The sequence below is a fragment of the Caulobacter sp. Root1455 genome, assembly GCF_001426905.1.
Classification (GTDB): domain Bacteria; phylum Pseudomonadota; class Alphaproteobacteria; order Caulobacterales; family Caulobacteraceae; genus Caulobacter.
The window spans coordinates 58462-74510 of record NZ_LMFQ01000022.1 but is presented as its reverse complement, the minus strand read 5'-3'; the positions used below and the strand labels follow the sequence as shown (position 1 = coordinate 74510).

At 68.5% G+C, this 16049-nt stretch carries 10 protein-coding genes; 7 read left to right on the top strand and 3 right to left on the bottom strand.

Features of this window, described 5'->3' with window-relative positions; translation table 11 throughout:
- Nucleotides 1-32 precede the first annotated feature (32 nt).
- Nucleotides 33-836 carry a TOBE domain-containing protein gene (locus ASD21_RS14880; protein WP_056443184.1) on the top strand — a complete coding sequence of 268 codons (804 nt, stop codon included), beginning with the start codon at nt 33-35 and terminating at the stop codon, nt 834-836.
- A 112-nt stretch (nt 837-948) separates the two neighbouring features.
- Here the strand turns inward: ASD21_RS14880 and ASD21_RS24785 are convergent, their stop codons facing one another.
- The gene (locus ASD21_RS24785; RefSeq protein WP_235523905.1) at nt 949-1380 is read right to left on the bottom strand and encodes a helix-turn-helix domain-containing protein; all 432 of its coding nucleotides are present in this window, start codon (nt 1378-1380) and stop codon (nt 949-951) included.
- A gap of 227 nt (nt 1381-1607) precedes the next feature.
- Between ASD21_RS24785 and ASD21_RS14870 the strand changes: the two genes are divergently transcribed.
- Complete coding sequence (locus ASD21_RS14870) at nt 1608-2285, top strand: FadR/GntR family transcriptional regulator (protein ID WP_056442687.1); 678 nt, start codon at nt 1608-1610, stop codon at nt 2283-2285.
- On the opposite strand, the gene ASD21_RS14865 is transcribed toward ASD21_RS14870, so the two are convergent.
- Nucleotides 2256-2849, bottom strand: a complete 594-nt coding sequence (locus tag ASD21_RS14865) for a gluconokinase (protein WP_235524895.1) — start codon at nt 2847-2849, stop codon at nt 2256-2258. The genes ASD21_RS14870 and ASD21_RS14865 overlap by 30 nt on opposite strands.
- 167 nt (nt 2850-3016) lie before the next feature.
- On the opposite strand from ASD21_RS14865, the gene ASD21_RS14860 reads away from it, so the two are divergent.
- The 5 genes from ASD21_RS14860 to ASD21_RS14840 all read left to right on the top strand — a co-directional run bounded on the left by ASD21_RS14860 (nt 3017) and on the right by ASD21_RS14840 (nt 14947).
- Nucleotides 3017-6025 carry a glycosyl hydrolase family 28-related protein gene (locus ASD21_RS14860; protein WP_056442685.1) on the top strand — a complete coding sequence of 1003 codons (3009 nt, stop codon included), beginning with the start codon at nt 3017-3019 and terminating at the stop codon, nt 6023-6025.
- A 29-nt stretch (nt 6026-6054) separates the two neighbouring features.
- Nucleotides 6055-9105: a glycosyl hydrolase family 28-related protein gene (locus tag ASD21_RS14855; protein WP_056442683.1), complete on the top strand. Its 3051-nt coding sequence runs from the start codon at nt 6055-6057 to the stop codon at nt 9103-9105.
- Nucleotides 9106-9297: 192 nt separating this feature from the next.
- Nucleotides 9298-12303, top strand: coding sequence for a TonB-dependent receptor plug domain-containing protein (locus ASD21_RS14850; RefSeq protein ID WP_056442680.1), 3006 nt, complete (start codon nt 9298-9300; stop codon nt 12301-12303).
- 273 nt (nt 12304-12576) lie between these two features.
- Entirely contained in the window at nt 12577-13659 is a 1083-nt protein-coding gene (locus ASD21_RS14845; protein WP_056442677.1) for a LacI family DNA-binding transcriptional regulator, read from the top strand.
- Nucleotides 13652-14947: an MFS transporter gene (locus ASD21_RS14840; RefSeq protein ID WP_056442674.1), complete on the top strand. Its 1296-nt coding sequence runs from the start codon at nt 13652-13654 to the stop codon at nt 14945-14947. Before ASD21_RS14845 ends, ASD21_RS14840 begins: the two co-directional genes overlap by 8 nt.
- 25 nt (nt 14948-14972) lie before the next feature.
- Here the strand turns inward: ASD21_RS14840 and ASD21_RS14835 are convergent, their stop codons facing one another.
- On the bottom strand, nt 14973-15965 hold the full coding sequence (locus ASD21_RS14835) for a dipeptide epimerase (RefSeq protein ID WP_056442671.1): 993 nt from the start codon (nt 15963-15965) through the stop codon (nt 14973-14975).
- Nucleotides 15966-16049: the final 84 nt, after the last annotated feature.

Sequence of the window (16049 nt, the reverse complement as noted above, 5' to 3'; positions counted from 1 at the left end):
CGTCCGGGCCCGGCTTGTCGCATAGATCGTTCATGACCCGACCGCTTCCCATCCAGGCCGTCCTTCAGCTGCGCAAGGGCCCCGTGTCCCGCGTGGGACCCGATCGCATCCGGCTGCTGAGCTCCATCCAGGCCCACGGCTCGATCACCGCCGCGGCCAAGGCGGTGGGGCTCAGCTACAAGGGCGCCTGGGACGCGGTCCAGGCGCTGAACAATCTGTTCGAACGGCCATTGGTCACCGCCCAGACGGGCGGCCGCCAGGGCGGCGCGGCCCAGGTCACGCCCGCCGGCCTGGCGGTCCTGGCCGCCTACGCCAAGGTCGAGGACGGTCTGACCCAGTTGGTCGAGCAGCTGGAAGAGGCGCTCGGCGGCGCGGACGACGACCTAAAATCCCTGATCTGGAGTTTTGGCATGAAGACCAGCGCCCGCAACGCCCTCCGGGGTGTCGTCGAGACCGTCACCCAAGGCGCCGTCAACGCCGAGGTGACCTTGAGGGTCTCGCCGAGCGTCGCCATCGTCGCCATCGTCACCCGCGAGAGCGTCGCGGACCTGGGCTTGGCGCCGGGCCGCGAGGCGCTGGCCTTGATCAAGTCGAGCTTCGTGATCCTGGCCGCGGGCGACGACGGCCTGCGGACGTCCGCCCGCAACTGCCTGGCGGGCACGGTGATCCGCCACGACGAGGGGGCGGTCAATGACGAGGTCGTGCTGGAGATGGAGCCGGGGAAAACCCTGACGGCGACGATCACGCGCGGCAGCGGCGAGGCCTTGGGCTTGAAGGTCGGCGCCCGGGCCCAGGCGCTCATCAAGGCCTCGCACGTCATTCTCGCCGTCGACTAGGGCGCGCCAGGCGTCTCAGCCCGGCGGTCGGATCGAAAGGGTGCGCAGGCCGCGGTCGTAGGCGACCGCGCCATCGCCCTGCCGGACCTTGACCAGTCCGCGGCCTGTGGGCCTATCGGGCGGCCGACCGGGGCCAGTGCGCCAGGGCCTGCGCCGCGATCGCGGCCTGGGTCCGGTTGTGAACGTTGAGCTTGCGCATCAGCGCGGTCATGTGGGCCTTGACCGTGGCTTCGGCGATGCCGAGGTCGAAGGCGATCTGCTTGTTGAGCCGTCCTGAGTTGACGCCTTCCAAGACCTTCATCTGGGTCGGCGTGAGCTCGTCGAACGCCGCCTCCAGATCGCGGTCGATAACGCGGACACCCGTCGTGGTCATTCCAGAACCCCTCTGCTTCATCCCAGCGCAGCCATTCGGCGGTGCGACGCCCGTTTGTTTTGCCCGCCGATCGTGTTCGGCGAATCCGGGTCGCGTTCCGGATGGTAACGCTATCTGTTGGACAAATTCAAGCCCGTTCGGCAATGTGAGCGTGAACATTTGATTGTTCATGCCATTCCGTCGAAATCTGTCATACAGGTTTGGTGGGATGCAGCGGCGCGGCAAAGACTTTCCACGCGGACTTGTCCGGCTGCGCCGACGGCGCGCGCCGGCCGCCACGGTGAAGTTCGCGCTGGCGTCGCGAGGGCTGGGCCGCCACCTTGGCGCCGGCCGACGGCCGCTTTCTAACGGAAGCGAACGGCGCGATGTTGGCGCCAGTCGAGTTTGGAGACCGAGGGATGAGCGAAGGCCGCCTGGCCGACAGGGCGTATACGGGCATCGTGGAGATGATCAACGCCGACGGGTTGGCGGTCGGCGATCGCCTGCCGTCCGAGGCTCGCCTGGCGGAGATCTTCGGCATGTCGCGCACGATCGTGCGCGAGGCCCTCGTCCGACTGGCCGCCGACAGCATCACCGAGGCGCGCCGCGGGGCCGGGTCGTTCGTCAAGAACCGCCCGTCGGACAAGCTGAGCGCCTACATGCCGCTGTCCGAACTGGCCTCGACCCTGGGCAGTTACGAGGTGCGCTTCGTGCTGGAGGCGGAGGCGGCGCGGCTGGCGGCGGCGCGGCGCTCGGACGAGGAGATGGCCAGCATCGAGGACGCGCTGTCGAAATTGCGCGAGGCGCTGCTGTCGAACGCGCCGGCTCACGCCGAGGACATGGAGCTGCACCGCCGCATCGCGCAGGCCACCGCCAATCCCGCCTTCCTGGTCACGTTCGAGGCGCTGCAGCCCGACGTCGACCGGATCATGCGCGCGGGCGTCGACATCTCGCGATCGCGGCCGCCGGAAGCGATCGCCGAAATGATGCAAGAGCACGAACTGATCGTCGAGGCGATCCGGGCGCAGGACGGCGACAGCGCCGCCCTGGCCATGCGCTGGCATCTCTCACGCGGGCGAAAGCGGTTGATGCCCTGAAGCGCGCGCCATCCCGCCGGTCCAGCGCGCGTCGTCTTCCAGCCAGGCCTGGGTGATCTCGCACAGGCGTTCGGGCGGCGCGGCGGCGTCGAGCGTGAAGATCGCCTCGTCGGCGCCTGGACGCTCGAGCGTGGCGAGCTGGCTGGCCAGCAGGCTGGGAGGCATGTAGTGGCCCGAGCGGTGGGTGAGCCGCCGCAGGAGCTCGTCGTGGCCGGCGTCCAGCAGGACGAAGCGCGTGGGGGCCCCGATGGCGCCGCGCAGGCGCTCGCGATAGCCGCGTCTCAACGCCGAGCAGGCCGCCACGACCCGTCCTCCCGACACCAGCGCCTGGCCGACCGCCAGGCCCAGGCGATCGAGCCAGGGCCAGCGGTCATCGTCGTCGAGGGGCTGGCCCGCGCGCATCTTGGCGACCGCGCGCGCGTCATGAAAGTCGTCGCCCTCCAGGAACGGGCAATCGAGCTTGCTGGCCAGCAGAGCGCCGAGCGTCGACTTGCCGCTCCCGCTCACGCCCATGGCGATGATGGCGAGCCCGGCGGACGGGGCGGGGCGGGATGGCGGCTGCAAGCGGCGTCCTTGAAGGCTGGCTGGCATGCCGAATGACCGACAGGCTGACCGCACGGTTGAAATCGGGTTCTACCGGGCCGCCGATGGGGCGTAACTACGACCATGGTCGAGGATGGCGGGGGGGTGGCGATTCCTTATCGATAAGGGGTTGCGACGAGGAGAGTGGCATGAAGGCGGTCCTTTTAGCGGCGTTTCTGGCGGCTTCGACCCCAGCCCTGGCCTCGACCGGCTCTGTTCTGCTCACCGCCCCCGACGACCCGCGCGCGATCACCGTCAAGGGTGTCGGCGACGGCCGCGCGGACGACACCGACGCCGTCCAGAAGGCCATCGACGCCGCGCGCGACAAGACCGGCCATGGCCTCGTCTTCCTGCCGTCGGGCCGCTACCGCCTGAGCCGCAGCATCCTGGTGCCGCCGGGCGTGCGCGTCTTCGGGGTCGGCGCGACCCGGCCGGTCTTCGTGCTGGCGGCCAATACGCCCGGCTTCCAGAAGGGCGTGGGCACGATGATCGTGTTCACGGGCGGCGACCAATACCAGGTCGGCGCCATTCCCGTGCCGGTGCCGACGGTGGTCCCACCGACCGACAAGGTGCGCGACGCCAATTCGGGCACCTTCTATTCGGCCATGGCCAATGTCGACATCGAGATCGGCGCGGGCAATCCGGCGGCGGCGGCGGTTCGGTTCCGCATGGCCCAGCACGCCTTCCTCAGCCACATGAACTTCCGCCTGGGCTCGGCCTTCGCCGGCGTCTACCAGGCCGGGAACATCATGGAGGACGTCCACTTCCAGGGCGGGCGCTACGGGATCGTCACTGAGAAGACCTCGCCGGCCTGGCAGTTCACCCTGATCGACTCGACCTTCGACGGCCAGCGCGACGCGGCGATCCGCGAGCACGAGGTCGACCTGACCCTGGTCAACGTGGCCATCAAGAACACGCCGGTCGGCATCGAGATCGACCGGGGCTACAGCGACAGCCTGTGGGGCAAGAACGTCCGCTTCGAGAACGTCTCGAAGGCCGGCGTCGTGATCTCGGCCGAGGACAACGTCTTCACCCAGGTGGGCTTCGACAACGCCGTGGCGTCCAACACCCCGGTGTTCGCCCGCTTCCGCGACAGCGGTAAGACGGTGGCCGGTAAAGGGAAGGCCTACAAGGTGGCCTCGTTCACCTATGGCCTGACGCTGCCCGGCCTCGGCCAGATGGGCGAGTACAAGACCAACGTGGACATGGCCTCGCTGCCGTCCCTCCCGGCGATGCCGGCTTCGGCTCTTCGCGCCCTGCCGCCGGTGGCCGAATGGACCAACGTCAAGACCCTGGGCGTGAAGGGCGACAGCCAGGCCGACGACACCGCCGCCCTGCAGAAGGCGATCGACACCCATCGCGTGCTCTATCTGCCGATCGGCTTCTACAAGGTCACCGACACCCTGAAGCTGCGGCCGGACACCGTGCTGATCGGCCTGCATCCGGCCCTGACCCAGCTGGTCATTCCCGACGACAATCCGCGCCACGCCGGGGTCGGACCGGTGACGCCCGTGCTGGAAAGCCCCAAGGGCGGGGACAACATCCTCGCGGGGATCGGGTTGTTCACCGGACGCGTCAATCCGCGCGCCTCGGCGCTGCTGTGGCGGTCGGGCGCGAATTCACAGGTGAGCGACGTCAAGATCATGGGCGGCGGCGGCACCCCCACCATGGACGGCAAGCCGCTCGGCGCGGCGCAGGCCCGCAGCGGCGACCCGGTGGCCGACGGCCGCTGGGACGGCCAGTATCCCAGCATCTGGGTGACGGACGGCGGCGGCGGCACGTTCGCCAACGTCTGGAGCCCCAACACCTTCGCCTCGGCCGGCTTCTACATTTCCGACACCAGCACGCCGGGCCACATCTACGAGGTGTCGGTCGAGCACCACGTCCGCAACGAGTTCGTGCTCGACAACGTCCAGAACTGGGAGTTCCTGGCGCCACAGACCGAGCAGGAGGTCGGCGACGGCCCCGACGCCGTTTCGCTGGAAGTGCGCAACTCGCGCAACATCCTGTTCGCCAATTATCACGGCTATCGGGTGACGCGGTCTTACCATCCGGCCGAAACGGCGGTGAAGCTGTTCAACTCGTCGGACATCCGCTTCCGCAACGTTCACATCAACGCCGAGAGCGGCGTCGCCCTCTGCGACGCGATCGGTTGCGGCACCTATGCGCGGGCCAGCAAGTTCCCGTTCGAGAACGCCATCCAGGACAAGACCCGCAAGCTGGAGGTGCGCGAGCGCGAATTCGCCGTGCTCGACGTTTCCGGCCAACCCGCGCCGGCCGCGCCGGCCGGCGACGGGAAGGTGCGCAAGCTGGAGAGCGGCTTCTGGTCGATTTCCGGCGCGACCGTGGGCGCGGACGGCGCGCTCTATTTCGTCGAGAAACGTTTCCAGCGGATCTATCGCTGGACCCAGGCCAAGGGCCTGGAGGTGGTGCGCGACCATTCCCTGGATCCCGTGAACCTGGCGGTCGACAGCTCCGGCAAGCTGTTGGTTGTGTCCTCGTACGGTCCGCAGGCCAGCGTCTATTCGATCGACCCGAACGGGCCCAAGGACCAGATGACGCTGATCGCGCCGACGTCGTCGGCCGCCGCGCGTCCGGGCGCCAAGACGCTGCTGCCGGTCAACTGGTGGAACAACGGCGAGTTCAGGGATCAGTACGACCCGGCCACCGACCATTTCACCACCCTGGCCGAAATGTTCGCCCGCGACGTCGGCGCGCCGAAGGCCCAGGCCTACGTGTCGCCCGACGGAAGCCTGTCGCTGCCCGCTTTCCGGGTGTGGCGGCAGGGGCCGCCCGACCATGTCGGCTGGCGCTGGGCCGACAGCCTGCAGGCCCATGGCCTGATCGGCGCGGCGGTGGGCGAGCGGGTGTTCGTCACCAACGAGTCCGAGGGCAAGACCTACAGCGGCCAGGTCAGCCCCAGCGGCGCCCTGACCGACCTGAAGGTGTTCGCCAATCGCGGCGGCGAGAGCGTCGCGGTCGACGGACGGGGACGGGTGTTCGTCGCCAACGGCCAGATTTTCCAATACGATTCCGACGGTCGGCCGGCCGGTCGCATTGATCTGCCCGAGCGGCCGCTGCAGCTGATCTTCGGCGGCGAGGACAAGCGCACGCTTTTCGTCCTTACTCACCACTCGCTCTACGCCGTGACGCCCTGACCAAGACCTCGAGTACGAAAAGGTTCGCCATGAAAAGTTGGCTTGTTGCGCCGTGCGCGGCCTTGATCGCGCTGTTCCTCACGGCGAGCGATCCGGCGGCGGCATCGGTTTCGACCTTCGTCAAGGCGCCCGACGATCCCGCCGCCGTCATGGTGCGGGGCAGGGGCGACGGCCGCGCCGACGACAGCGCCGCGATCCAGGACGCGATCGACGCGGCCGCGGCCAAGCCCGGCGGCGGCCTGGTCTTCCTGCCCTCCGGCCGCTACCGCATCAGCAAGACCCTGTTCCTGTGGCCGGGCGTCCGGGTGTTCGGGGTCGGGGCCACGCGCCCGCTGATCCTGCTGGGCGACGCGACGCCCGGATTCCAGAAGGGCCTGGCCAACATGGTGATCTTCGCCGGCGCCAAGCGCGACCCGGCGCGCCGCGTGCCGTTCCCGCCGCCGGGCAGCGTGCCGTTCGACAAGGACGTCCCCGACGCCAATTCCGGGACCTTCTACTCGGCGATGAGCAACATCGATTTCAAGATCGGCCAAGGCAATCCGGCGGCGACCGCGATCCGCTTCCATGCCGCCCAGCACACCTATCTCAGCCACATGGAGTTCGACATCGGCTCGGGCCTGGCGGGGGTGTATCAAGTCGGCAACGCGGCTCTGGATCTGCACTTCAAGGGCGGGCGCTACGGCATCCTGGCCGAGAAGACCTCGCCGGCCTGGGGCTTCCTGCTGCTGGACTCCACGTTCGAGGGCCAACGTGACGCGGCGATCCGCGAACACGAAGCTGGCCTGACCCTGGTCAATGTGGCCATGCGTGACACGCCCGTCGGGATCGAGATCGACCGCGGCTACGGCGACTGGCTGTGGGGCAAGGACGTCCGTTTCGAGAACGTCGCCAAGGCCGCCGTCGTCATCTCCAACGAGGCCAACGTCTACACCCAGGTCGGCTTCGAAAACGCTGTGGCTGTCGACACGCCGGTGTTCGCCCGCCTCCGCGACAGCGGCAAGTCCGTGGCCGGCCCAGTGGGGGGCAAGGGCCGCGCCTATCGCGTGTCGTCCTTCACCCACGGCCTGACTCTGCCTGGCCTGGGCCAGGTGGGCGCCTACAAGACCGACATGAAGGCTGAGGCCATTCCCGGCCTGCCAGCTCCGCGCGCGCCCGCGATCCGGGCCCTGCCGGCCATGGCTGACTGGGTCAACGTCCGCACCCTCGGCGCCAAGGGCGACAACGCCGCCGACGACACCGCCGCCATCCAGAAGGCGATCGACACCCACCGCGTGGTCTATTTCCCCGCCGGCTTCTACCACGTCACCGACACCTTGAAGCTGCGCTCGGACACGGTGCTGATCGGCCTGCATCCCAGCCTCACCCAGATCGTGCTTCCCGACCGCACCCCTGGCTATCAGGGCGCCGGCGCGCCCAAGGCGCTGGTCGCCTCGGCCGCCGGGGGCGACGCCATCATCTCGGGGCTGGGCCTCAACACCGGCGGAATCAATCCGCGCGCCACGGCCTTGCTCTGGACGGCCGGCGCCAATTCGCTGGTCGACGACGTCAAGTTCCAGGGCGGTCACGGCACCGAGCTGTACGACGGGACGCGGTTCAATCCCTACAACGCCAACGCCACGGCCGACCCCGATCCGGCCAAGCGCTGGGCGGGCCAGTATCCCAGCCTGTGGGTGACCAACGGCGGCGGGGGGACCTTCGCCAATATCTGGAGCCCCAGCACCTATGCCTATTCGGGCATCTACGTGTCGGACACCCAGACGCCCGGCCACATCTACCAGGCCTCGGTCGAGCACCATGTGCGCACCGAGATCAGCCTCAACCGGGTCGCCAACTGGGAGCTTCTGGCCCCGCAGACCGAGGAAGAGGCCGGTGAAGGCGAGGAGACCGTCTCGCTGGAGATCCGCGACTCCCACGACATCCTGGTCGCCAACTATCACGGCTATCGCGTCACCCGGACCCGACGTCCGGCGGCGGCGGCGGTCAAGGTCTACAATTCGGGCGACATCCGCTTCCGCAACGTGGCGGTGAACGGCGAAAGCGGCTTTTCGACCTGTGACGAGAACGGCTGCGCGGCCTTCCTGCGCTTGACCAAGTACCCCTACGAGAACGCGATCCTGGACGTCACAAGCGGGCTGGAGGCGCGCGAGCGGCAGTTCGCGGTGCTGGACCTGACCGCCGATCCGCGGCCGACGGCGCCCTCGACCTTCCCCGCTGGCGCGCGGGTGGAGAAGCTGGGCGACGGCTTCTACTCGCTGGGCGGCGGCGCGGTGGATGCGGCCGGGACGCTGTACTTCACCGACCGGCGTCACCAGCGCATCTACAGCTGGTCGGACGAGCGCAAGCTGTCGATCGTGCGCGACAACACGCTGGATCCGATCAACCTGGCCGTCGACGGCTCGGGGAACCTGCTGGTGCTGTCGTCGGACGGCCGCGACGGCACGGTCTACAGCTTCAAGCCGGGCAGTCCCGACACCGAGGTCACGGTGATCCCGCCCACCTCGGCGATCGACCATGCGGGCGCGGCGACGGTGTTGCCGGTCAACTGGTGGAACAACGCCGAGTTCAAGGATCAACTGGATCTGACGACCTACCAGTTCACGACCCTGGCTCAGATGTTCGCGCGGGACATGGCGCTGACCAAGCCTCGCGAATATGTCTCGCCCGACGGCAGCCTGACCTTGCCGGCCTATCGCGTCTTTCAGCAGGGCCCCGCCGACTTCCGGGGGCTGCGCTTCTCGGACTCGCTGGACACCTATGGCTTCACCACGGCCAAGCCGGGCCAGAGGGTGTTCGTCGCCAACAGCTCGGAGAACAAGACCTATAGCGGCCTGGTCGGCAAGCAGGGCGCGGTGACGGACCTGAAGGTCTTCGCCGACCGCGGCGGCGAAAGCGTCGCGACGGACGGGGAGGGGCGTGTCTATGTCGCCAACGGGCAGGTGTTCGTCTACGCCCCGGACGGCCGGGAACTGGGGCGCATAGACGTCCCCGAACGGCCGCTGCAGCTGGTCTTCGGCGGCCCCGACAAGCGGACGTTGTTCGTCCTGACCCATCACGCGCTCTACGCGGTGCGACACGACTAAATCGACGACGAGGCGGTCGATCGGCGGGGCCGAGGGCGCGAGCGCGCCTTCGACGCCGCCTTTCGACGCCGCCTGTCTCGTCCACAATCAGCCGACGTACGACCATGGTCGTAATGGCTCACCTCTCCTTTGTCTGACAGCTTCCAGGGAGGCCATCGTCGGTGGTCTCAACGAAAAATCGGAGGCAGCGGGATGAGTGATGAAGGTCGTGCGCGAGGGGGTTCGCGCTTTTTGAACGCGTTGTTCGCGACAAGCGCGGTCGCATTGGCCGTGGCGGCGGGAGCGGCCAACGCGCAGGTGGCTCCGGCCCCCGCGCCGTCGGAACCGGCCGCCACCTCGCTGTCCGAGATCGTGGTCACGGGCTCGCGGATCCGGACCACCGGCTTCACCGCGCCCACGCCGACCCAGGCCCTGGGCCAGGCCGACCTGGAGCGCAACGCCGAGCCGAACGTCTTCACGACGATCGCGCAGCTGCCCTCCTTGCAGGGTTCGACGGGGGCGACCACCGGCACGTTCAGCACGTCGAGCGGCCAGCAGGGCCTGAGCTCGTTCTCGCTGCGCGGCCTGGGCACCATCCGGACCCTGACCCTTCTGGACGGCCAGCGGGTGGTTCCGGCCAACGTCACCGGCGTTCCCGACATCAGCCTGTTCCCCCAGCTCCTGGTCCAGCGCGTCGACGTCGTGACCGGCGGCGCTTCGGCGTCCTACGGGTCCGACGCGGTCGGCGGCGTCGTCAACTTCATCACCGACAAGCGCTTCGAGGGCTTCAAGGCCAATGTCTCGGCGGGCGTCACGACCTACGGCGACAACGAGCAGTTCCTGGTGCAGCTCGCCGCGGGCAAGAACTTCTTGAACGACCGCCTGCACGTCCAGGTCAGCGGCGAATACGATGACGAGGAAGGCGTGCCCGCCGGCGGCTTCGGCGAGGATGCGCCGGGCGACCGTGACTGGTACACGACCGCGACCCTGGTCAACCGCGGCGTCACCAACGACGGCTCGCCGCAGTACCTCTATCGCGAGCACGCCCAGGCCTATCAGTACACCAAGTACGGTCTGATCAGCGCCGGGCCGCTGCAAGGCACGGCCTTCGACGTCAACGGCAATCCGTTCCAGTTCCAGTACGGCTCCAATGGCGTGCCGTCCAAGGCCGCGAACGGCGCGGTCAGCAACTGCTACTCGAACGGCGGCTTCTGCGTCGGCGGCGATCTGTCGGGCAATGTCGGCATCGGCACCTCGCTGCAGTCCGAGCTCAAGCGCCTGAACGGCTATACGCGCGTCGCCTACGACATCGATGACAACAACGAGATCTACGGCACCCTGAACGTCGCCCGCGTCGAGACCGCCAACCAGCCCAATCCGGGCGGCGCCACGACCGGCCTGACGCTGCAGTGCTCCAACCCCTACCTGCCGGCCTCGGTCGCGACGGCCTGCGCCAACGCCGGCATTACCCAGTTCACGTTCGGCACCAGCAACGCCCTGCTGCCCCGGAACATCTCGGTCCATCCGACGCGGACCCAGGTCCGCGCGGTGATGGGCGCCGACGGCAAGTTCAACGCCGTGGGCACGGACTGGTCCTACGACGCCTATTACACGCACGGCGAGAACACGACGAACATCCACGTCAACGACATCATGCTGAACCCGCGCTACCGGCTGGCCATCCAGGCGACCCTGCTCAACGGCCAGATCGTCTGCGCCGATGCGACCGCCCGCGCGAACGGCTGCCAGCCGATCAACGTCTTCGGCGGGCAGACGCCCAGCGACGCGGCCCTGGCCTACATCACCCCGAAGAATGGCCCGTATCAGCACTCGGTCCAGAAGCAGGACGTCGCCAGCATCAACTTCAGCGGCGAGCCCATCCAGGGCTGGGCCGGCCCGGTCGCGCTGGCTTTCGGCGCCGAGTACCGTCGCGAGCAGTACCACGTGCAAGGCGACCCCTACGGCGACGGTTCGGCGGCTTCGCCCTACACCGTCGACTATCCGGCCGACCCGGCCCTGAGCACCGCGGGCAACAACTGGTACGCGGGCAACTATCACTCGGGCGCCGGCAAATACAGCGTGAAGGAAGCGTACGCGGAAGTGAACGTGCCGCTGGTGGACTCGGACGCCGCGGGCAAGGCCAACCTCAACATGGCCGGCCGCTGGACCGACTACAGCACCTCGGGCACCGTCTACACCTGGAAGGTCGGCGGCACCTGGGACACGCCGATCGACGGGATCCGCCTGCGGGCCGTCACCTCGCGTGACGTCCGCGCGCCCAACCTGTCGGAGCTGTTCGCCGCGCCGGTCACGACCACGCTGCCCAACTTCACCATTCCCTCCACGGGCACGCCCCCGCCCGGCGCTCCCTCCGGCGGTGCGCTGCTGGTGCTCCAGAACGTGGTCGGCAATCCGGACTTGAAGCCCGAGATTGCCAAGAACTTCACGCTCGGCGTCGTCCTTTCGAACCCGAAGTGGCTGCCGGGCTTCAGCGCCTCGGTCGACTGGTACAACATCGTCCTGGACGGCGGCATCTCCAGCCTGAGCGCCCAGCAGGTGGTCAACTTCTGCTATGCGGGCCTGACGCAATACTGCGGCGCCTTCAACTTCTCCCCGCCGGCCGGCGTGACGCCCTATGTCAACGCCCAGGTGTTCAACCTGGCCTCGATCAAGACCAGCGGTTTCGACATCGAGGCCAGCTACCGCTTCGATCTGCCCAGCGTGCCGGGCCACTTCGATCTGCGCGCCCTGGCGACCAACACCCACAAGTTCGTCACCAATCAGGGCTTCCCCGGCGGCTCCGTTGTCGACACCGCGGGCCAGAACTCCGGCAACACGCCGGACTGGAAGGTTCTCGCCGTCCAGACCTGGACCTCGGACCGGTTCATGCTCAGCCTGCAGGAGCGCTGGTTCAGCGACGGCGTCATCGGCGGCCAGTACATCGAGTGCGCCCCCGGCAGCTGCCCGGTCGGCAGAACCGCGACGGATAACAACAACTATCCGACGATCGACTACAACCGCATGGACGGCGCGACCTATGTCGACCTCAGCGGTTCGTACCAGATCAAGGACGGTCTGAAGGCCTACTTCAAGGTCGCCAACCTGTTCAACAAGGACCCGACGCCGTCGCCGCAAACCAACACCGGTCTGGACGCCAACCCGGCGCTCTACGACCTGATGGGCCGGTTCTACCACGTGGGTCTTCGCTACGAATTCTAACTTGAGCCGCCCGTTCCACCTCCCCCTGGGCGCCGCCCGGGCCGGATCGGCTGACCGCCGTTCCGGCCCGGGTCCTTTTTGCCGCCCGAGAGGCCGTGTGGAGCCATCGCCTGAATTTCGGTCCGCGCGGCGCGCCGATCCGCGCCGCCGGTCGCCTAGTGCTTGCGTTCGCGAACGCGTCACGCCCCTATTGCCCCGCGCCGGGGACGAACCTCGGACGGTCGGACAACACGTCGCCGCCGCATCGCCGGCGAACGCCAAGAAGGGTTTCCATTGAGCAGGCCGGACCGCGCCCGGGGCGCCACCATTGTCGATGTCGCCCAACTGGCGGGCGTCTCGCGCATGACGGTGTCGCGGGTGATCCATGATCGCGCCAAGGTCCGGGAAGAGACGCGCATGGCGGTTCTGGCCGCGATCCGCGAGCTGAACTACGAACCCAATCTGGCGGCCCGCAACCTCGTCATGGCCGGCGAATTGCGGATCGGGGTGATCTATTCCAATCCCAGCGCCGCCTTCATGAGCGACTTCCTGATCGGGGTGTTCGAGGAGGCCACCAGCGCCGGGGCCCGGCTGATCCTGGTGCGGGGCGAAGACGGCCAGGCCCCGGCCCCGCGGGACCTGGAGCGGTTGCTGAGCCAGGGCGTCCACGGCGTGGTCCTGGCGCCGCCCCTGGGCGAGTCCGCCGTCGTGCGCGACATGCTCCGCGCCGCCAATCTGCCGCTCGCCGTGGTCGCCGCGGGGCGCCCGGCGAGCGATGCGATCAATGTCCGCATCGACGACCGCCAGGCCAGCCAGGCCATGGCCCAGCATCTGCTGGATCTTGGCCACCGAAGGATCGGCTTCATCTCCGGGAATCCCAACCAGACCGCCAGCGTCGTACGCCTCGAGGGCGCGCGCGCGGCGATCGCGGCGGTCGAGGGGGCTGAACTCGTCCTGGCTCAGGGCGCCTTCACCTACGGTTCGGGCCTGCGCGCCGCCGAGCAGCTGCTCGATCGCGACCCGCCGCCCACCGCGATCTTCGCCAGCAACGACGACATGGCCGCCGCGGCCGTGTCGGTGGCCCACCGTCGACATCTCGACGTGCCTCGTGACCTGACCGTGGTCGGGTTCGATGACACGACCGTGGCCACCACCCTTTGGCCGCCGCTCACCACCGTGCGCCAGCCCGTGCGGCAGATGGCGGCCGTGGCCCTGGATCGACTGATGTGCGTCTTGCGATCGACCGAGCCATCGGCCGAGGCTTCCGCGGACTACGTCCTGGATCACGCCCTGATCGAGCGCGAGTCCACCGCCCCGCCCCGACACGCCGCCCAGGTCCCGGGCGCCAAAGCCCATAAGAGGTCATCGCATGCCTGATCCGTCCGTCGACATGGAGCGCGCCACGGTCGGGCGAGTGACGCGGCATTTGATGCCGCTGTTCTGCCTGATGTATCTGATCGCCTATATCGATCGGCAGAACGTGTCGTACGCCAAGCTCGACATGGTCCAGGCCCTCGGCCTCAGCGAGGCGGCCTATGGCCTGGGCGCGTCGCTGTTCTTCATCGGCTATTTCCTGTTCGAGGCGCCGTCGAACCTGATCCTGGCCCGGGTGGGCGCGCGGGTTTGGTTCGCGCGGATCATGTTCACCTGGGGTCTGGTCACCCTGGCGCTGGGCTTCACCCAGAACGCGACGATGTTCTATGTCCTGCGGTTCCTGCTGGGCGTCACCGAGGCGGGGTTCTTCCCGGGCGTGCTCTACGTCCTGACGCTCTGGTATCCGCAGGCCCATCGCGCGCGGATGGTGGGCCTGTTCATGATCGCCAGCGCCGTCGCCAACGCCGTCGGGGCGGCCGTGGGCGGCCTGCTGTTGGATCTGGACGGCACGTTGGGGCTGGCCGGTTGGCAATGGGTGTTCCTGGTCACCGGCGTTCCAGCCGTGCTGTTGGCGCCTTACGTTCTGTGGCGCCTGCCCAACGGTCCGACCCAGGCCCGGTGGCTGCCGCAGGTCGAAAGGGACTGGCTGGCCAAGGTTCTGGACGCGGAGCGGGGCGGGGTGGTCGACGACCACCGCGGCGCCTGGAAGGCGATCTTCGATCCGCGCGTCCTGCTGCTGGCGGGCCTCTATATCGGCATGCCGCTGGGCGCCTACGGCCTGAGCTACTGGCTGCCGACCATCGTCAAGTCGTTCGGCGTCTCCAACACCGTCAACGGGCTGATCAATGTCATCCCCTGGATCTTCGTCGGCGTGGCGCTGTGGTTCGTGCCGCGCCACGCCGCGCGCCATGGCGCCAGCGCCTGGCACATCGCCGGGCCCTGCCTGCTGGCCGCGGTCGCCCTGACCCTGAGCGTGGTCCTGCCTGGGGCGGCGTTGAAGTTCGCCATGCTGTGCATCGCCGCGCCGGCCATCTTCTCGGCGCAGCCCGTGTTCTGGAGCCTGCCGCCGAGCTTCCTCAGCGGGCCGCGGGCGGCGGCCGGCATCGCGGCGATCAACGCGATCGGCAATCTGGGCGGCTTCATCGCCCAGAACCTGGTGCCGATGGTGCGCGACGCCACGGGCAGCAACCTCGCGCCCATGTTGGCGCTCGCCGCCGTGCTGGTCGTGACCAGCCTGCTGATCTTCTACGCCATGGCCCGGTTGGAGAGGACGCGCGCGAGCGCCGGCTAGGCCGCCGTCGACCGGGCGGGCGCCATCAGCGGTGTCCCCAAATATCGCTGCGGACCATGATCTGTCCGTCGGCGTAGAGGGACGGCGCCAGTAGGTCGTCGGGCAGGAAGATCGGCCCATCGAGATCGACGATGTCGCACAGCTGGCCCAGGACGAAGGCCGGCGCCGTCGACAGGGTCGAGCCGCCCATATTGCCGACCATGACGCCCAGCCCCATGCGCCGCGCCTGGGCGGCGATCATCAGGCCTTCGGTCAGCCCCCCGCATTTGTCGAGCTTGATGTTGACGACATCGAACCGCTCGCCCAGCGCTTCCAGTTCCGCCAGGCTTTGAATGCTTTCGTCCGCGGCCAACGGGATCGGTGACTTCCAGCCTTCCAGCAAGGCCTCGGCCCCGCGCGCCACCGGCTGCTCCAGCAAGGCCACGCCGGAATCGACCAGCATCGCGACCAGGGCGTCGAGGTCCTCGCCGCCATAACCCTGGTTGGCGTCGACGCCCAGCCAGACGTCTGGCCGCGCCCGCCGCACGGCGCGCACGCGCTCGGTGTCGGCGGCCAGATCCCCGTCCAGCTTCAGCTTGATGGCCTTGGCCTGGGCGAACTCGAGCAATTGCTCCAGCAGGATCGCCGGCGGCTCGGCCGGCAGGGTGAAGGTGGTCGTGAGCGGCCGGGGAGTCCCGACGCCCGCCAGGGCCCAGACTGGAAGGCCCCGCTCCAATGATTCCAGCTCCCAGAGCGCGCAGTCGATGGCGTTGCGCGCGCCCCCGGCCGGCAGGATGGCGCCCAGGTCCTGTCGATCGATCCCGCCCTCGATGACCTGACGCTGATCCTCGATCCGGCGCTCGATGTTCTCCGGACCGTCATCCAGATAATAGACGCCCGCGGCCTCGCCGCGTCCGACCTTGCCGTCGCGCGCGATGGACGCCACCACGGCGGGCATCGCCTCGAACAGGTAGCCGGAAATCCGGAAGGGCTTGCGAAAGCGCATCGCCTCGCGACGCAGCGTCAGCGACGCCGTCATGCGAGCGCTCCCCGCGGGCGGCCGGCCTGAAGGGCGTTGCGAGCAAGGCGGGTGGGGCCGCGTCGCGGGGGGGCATGATGGAGA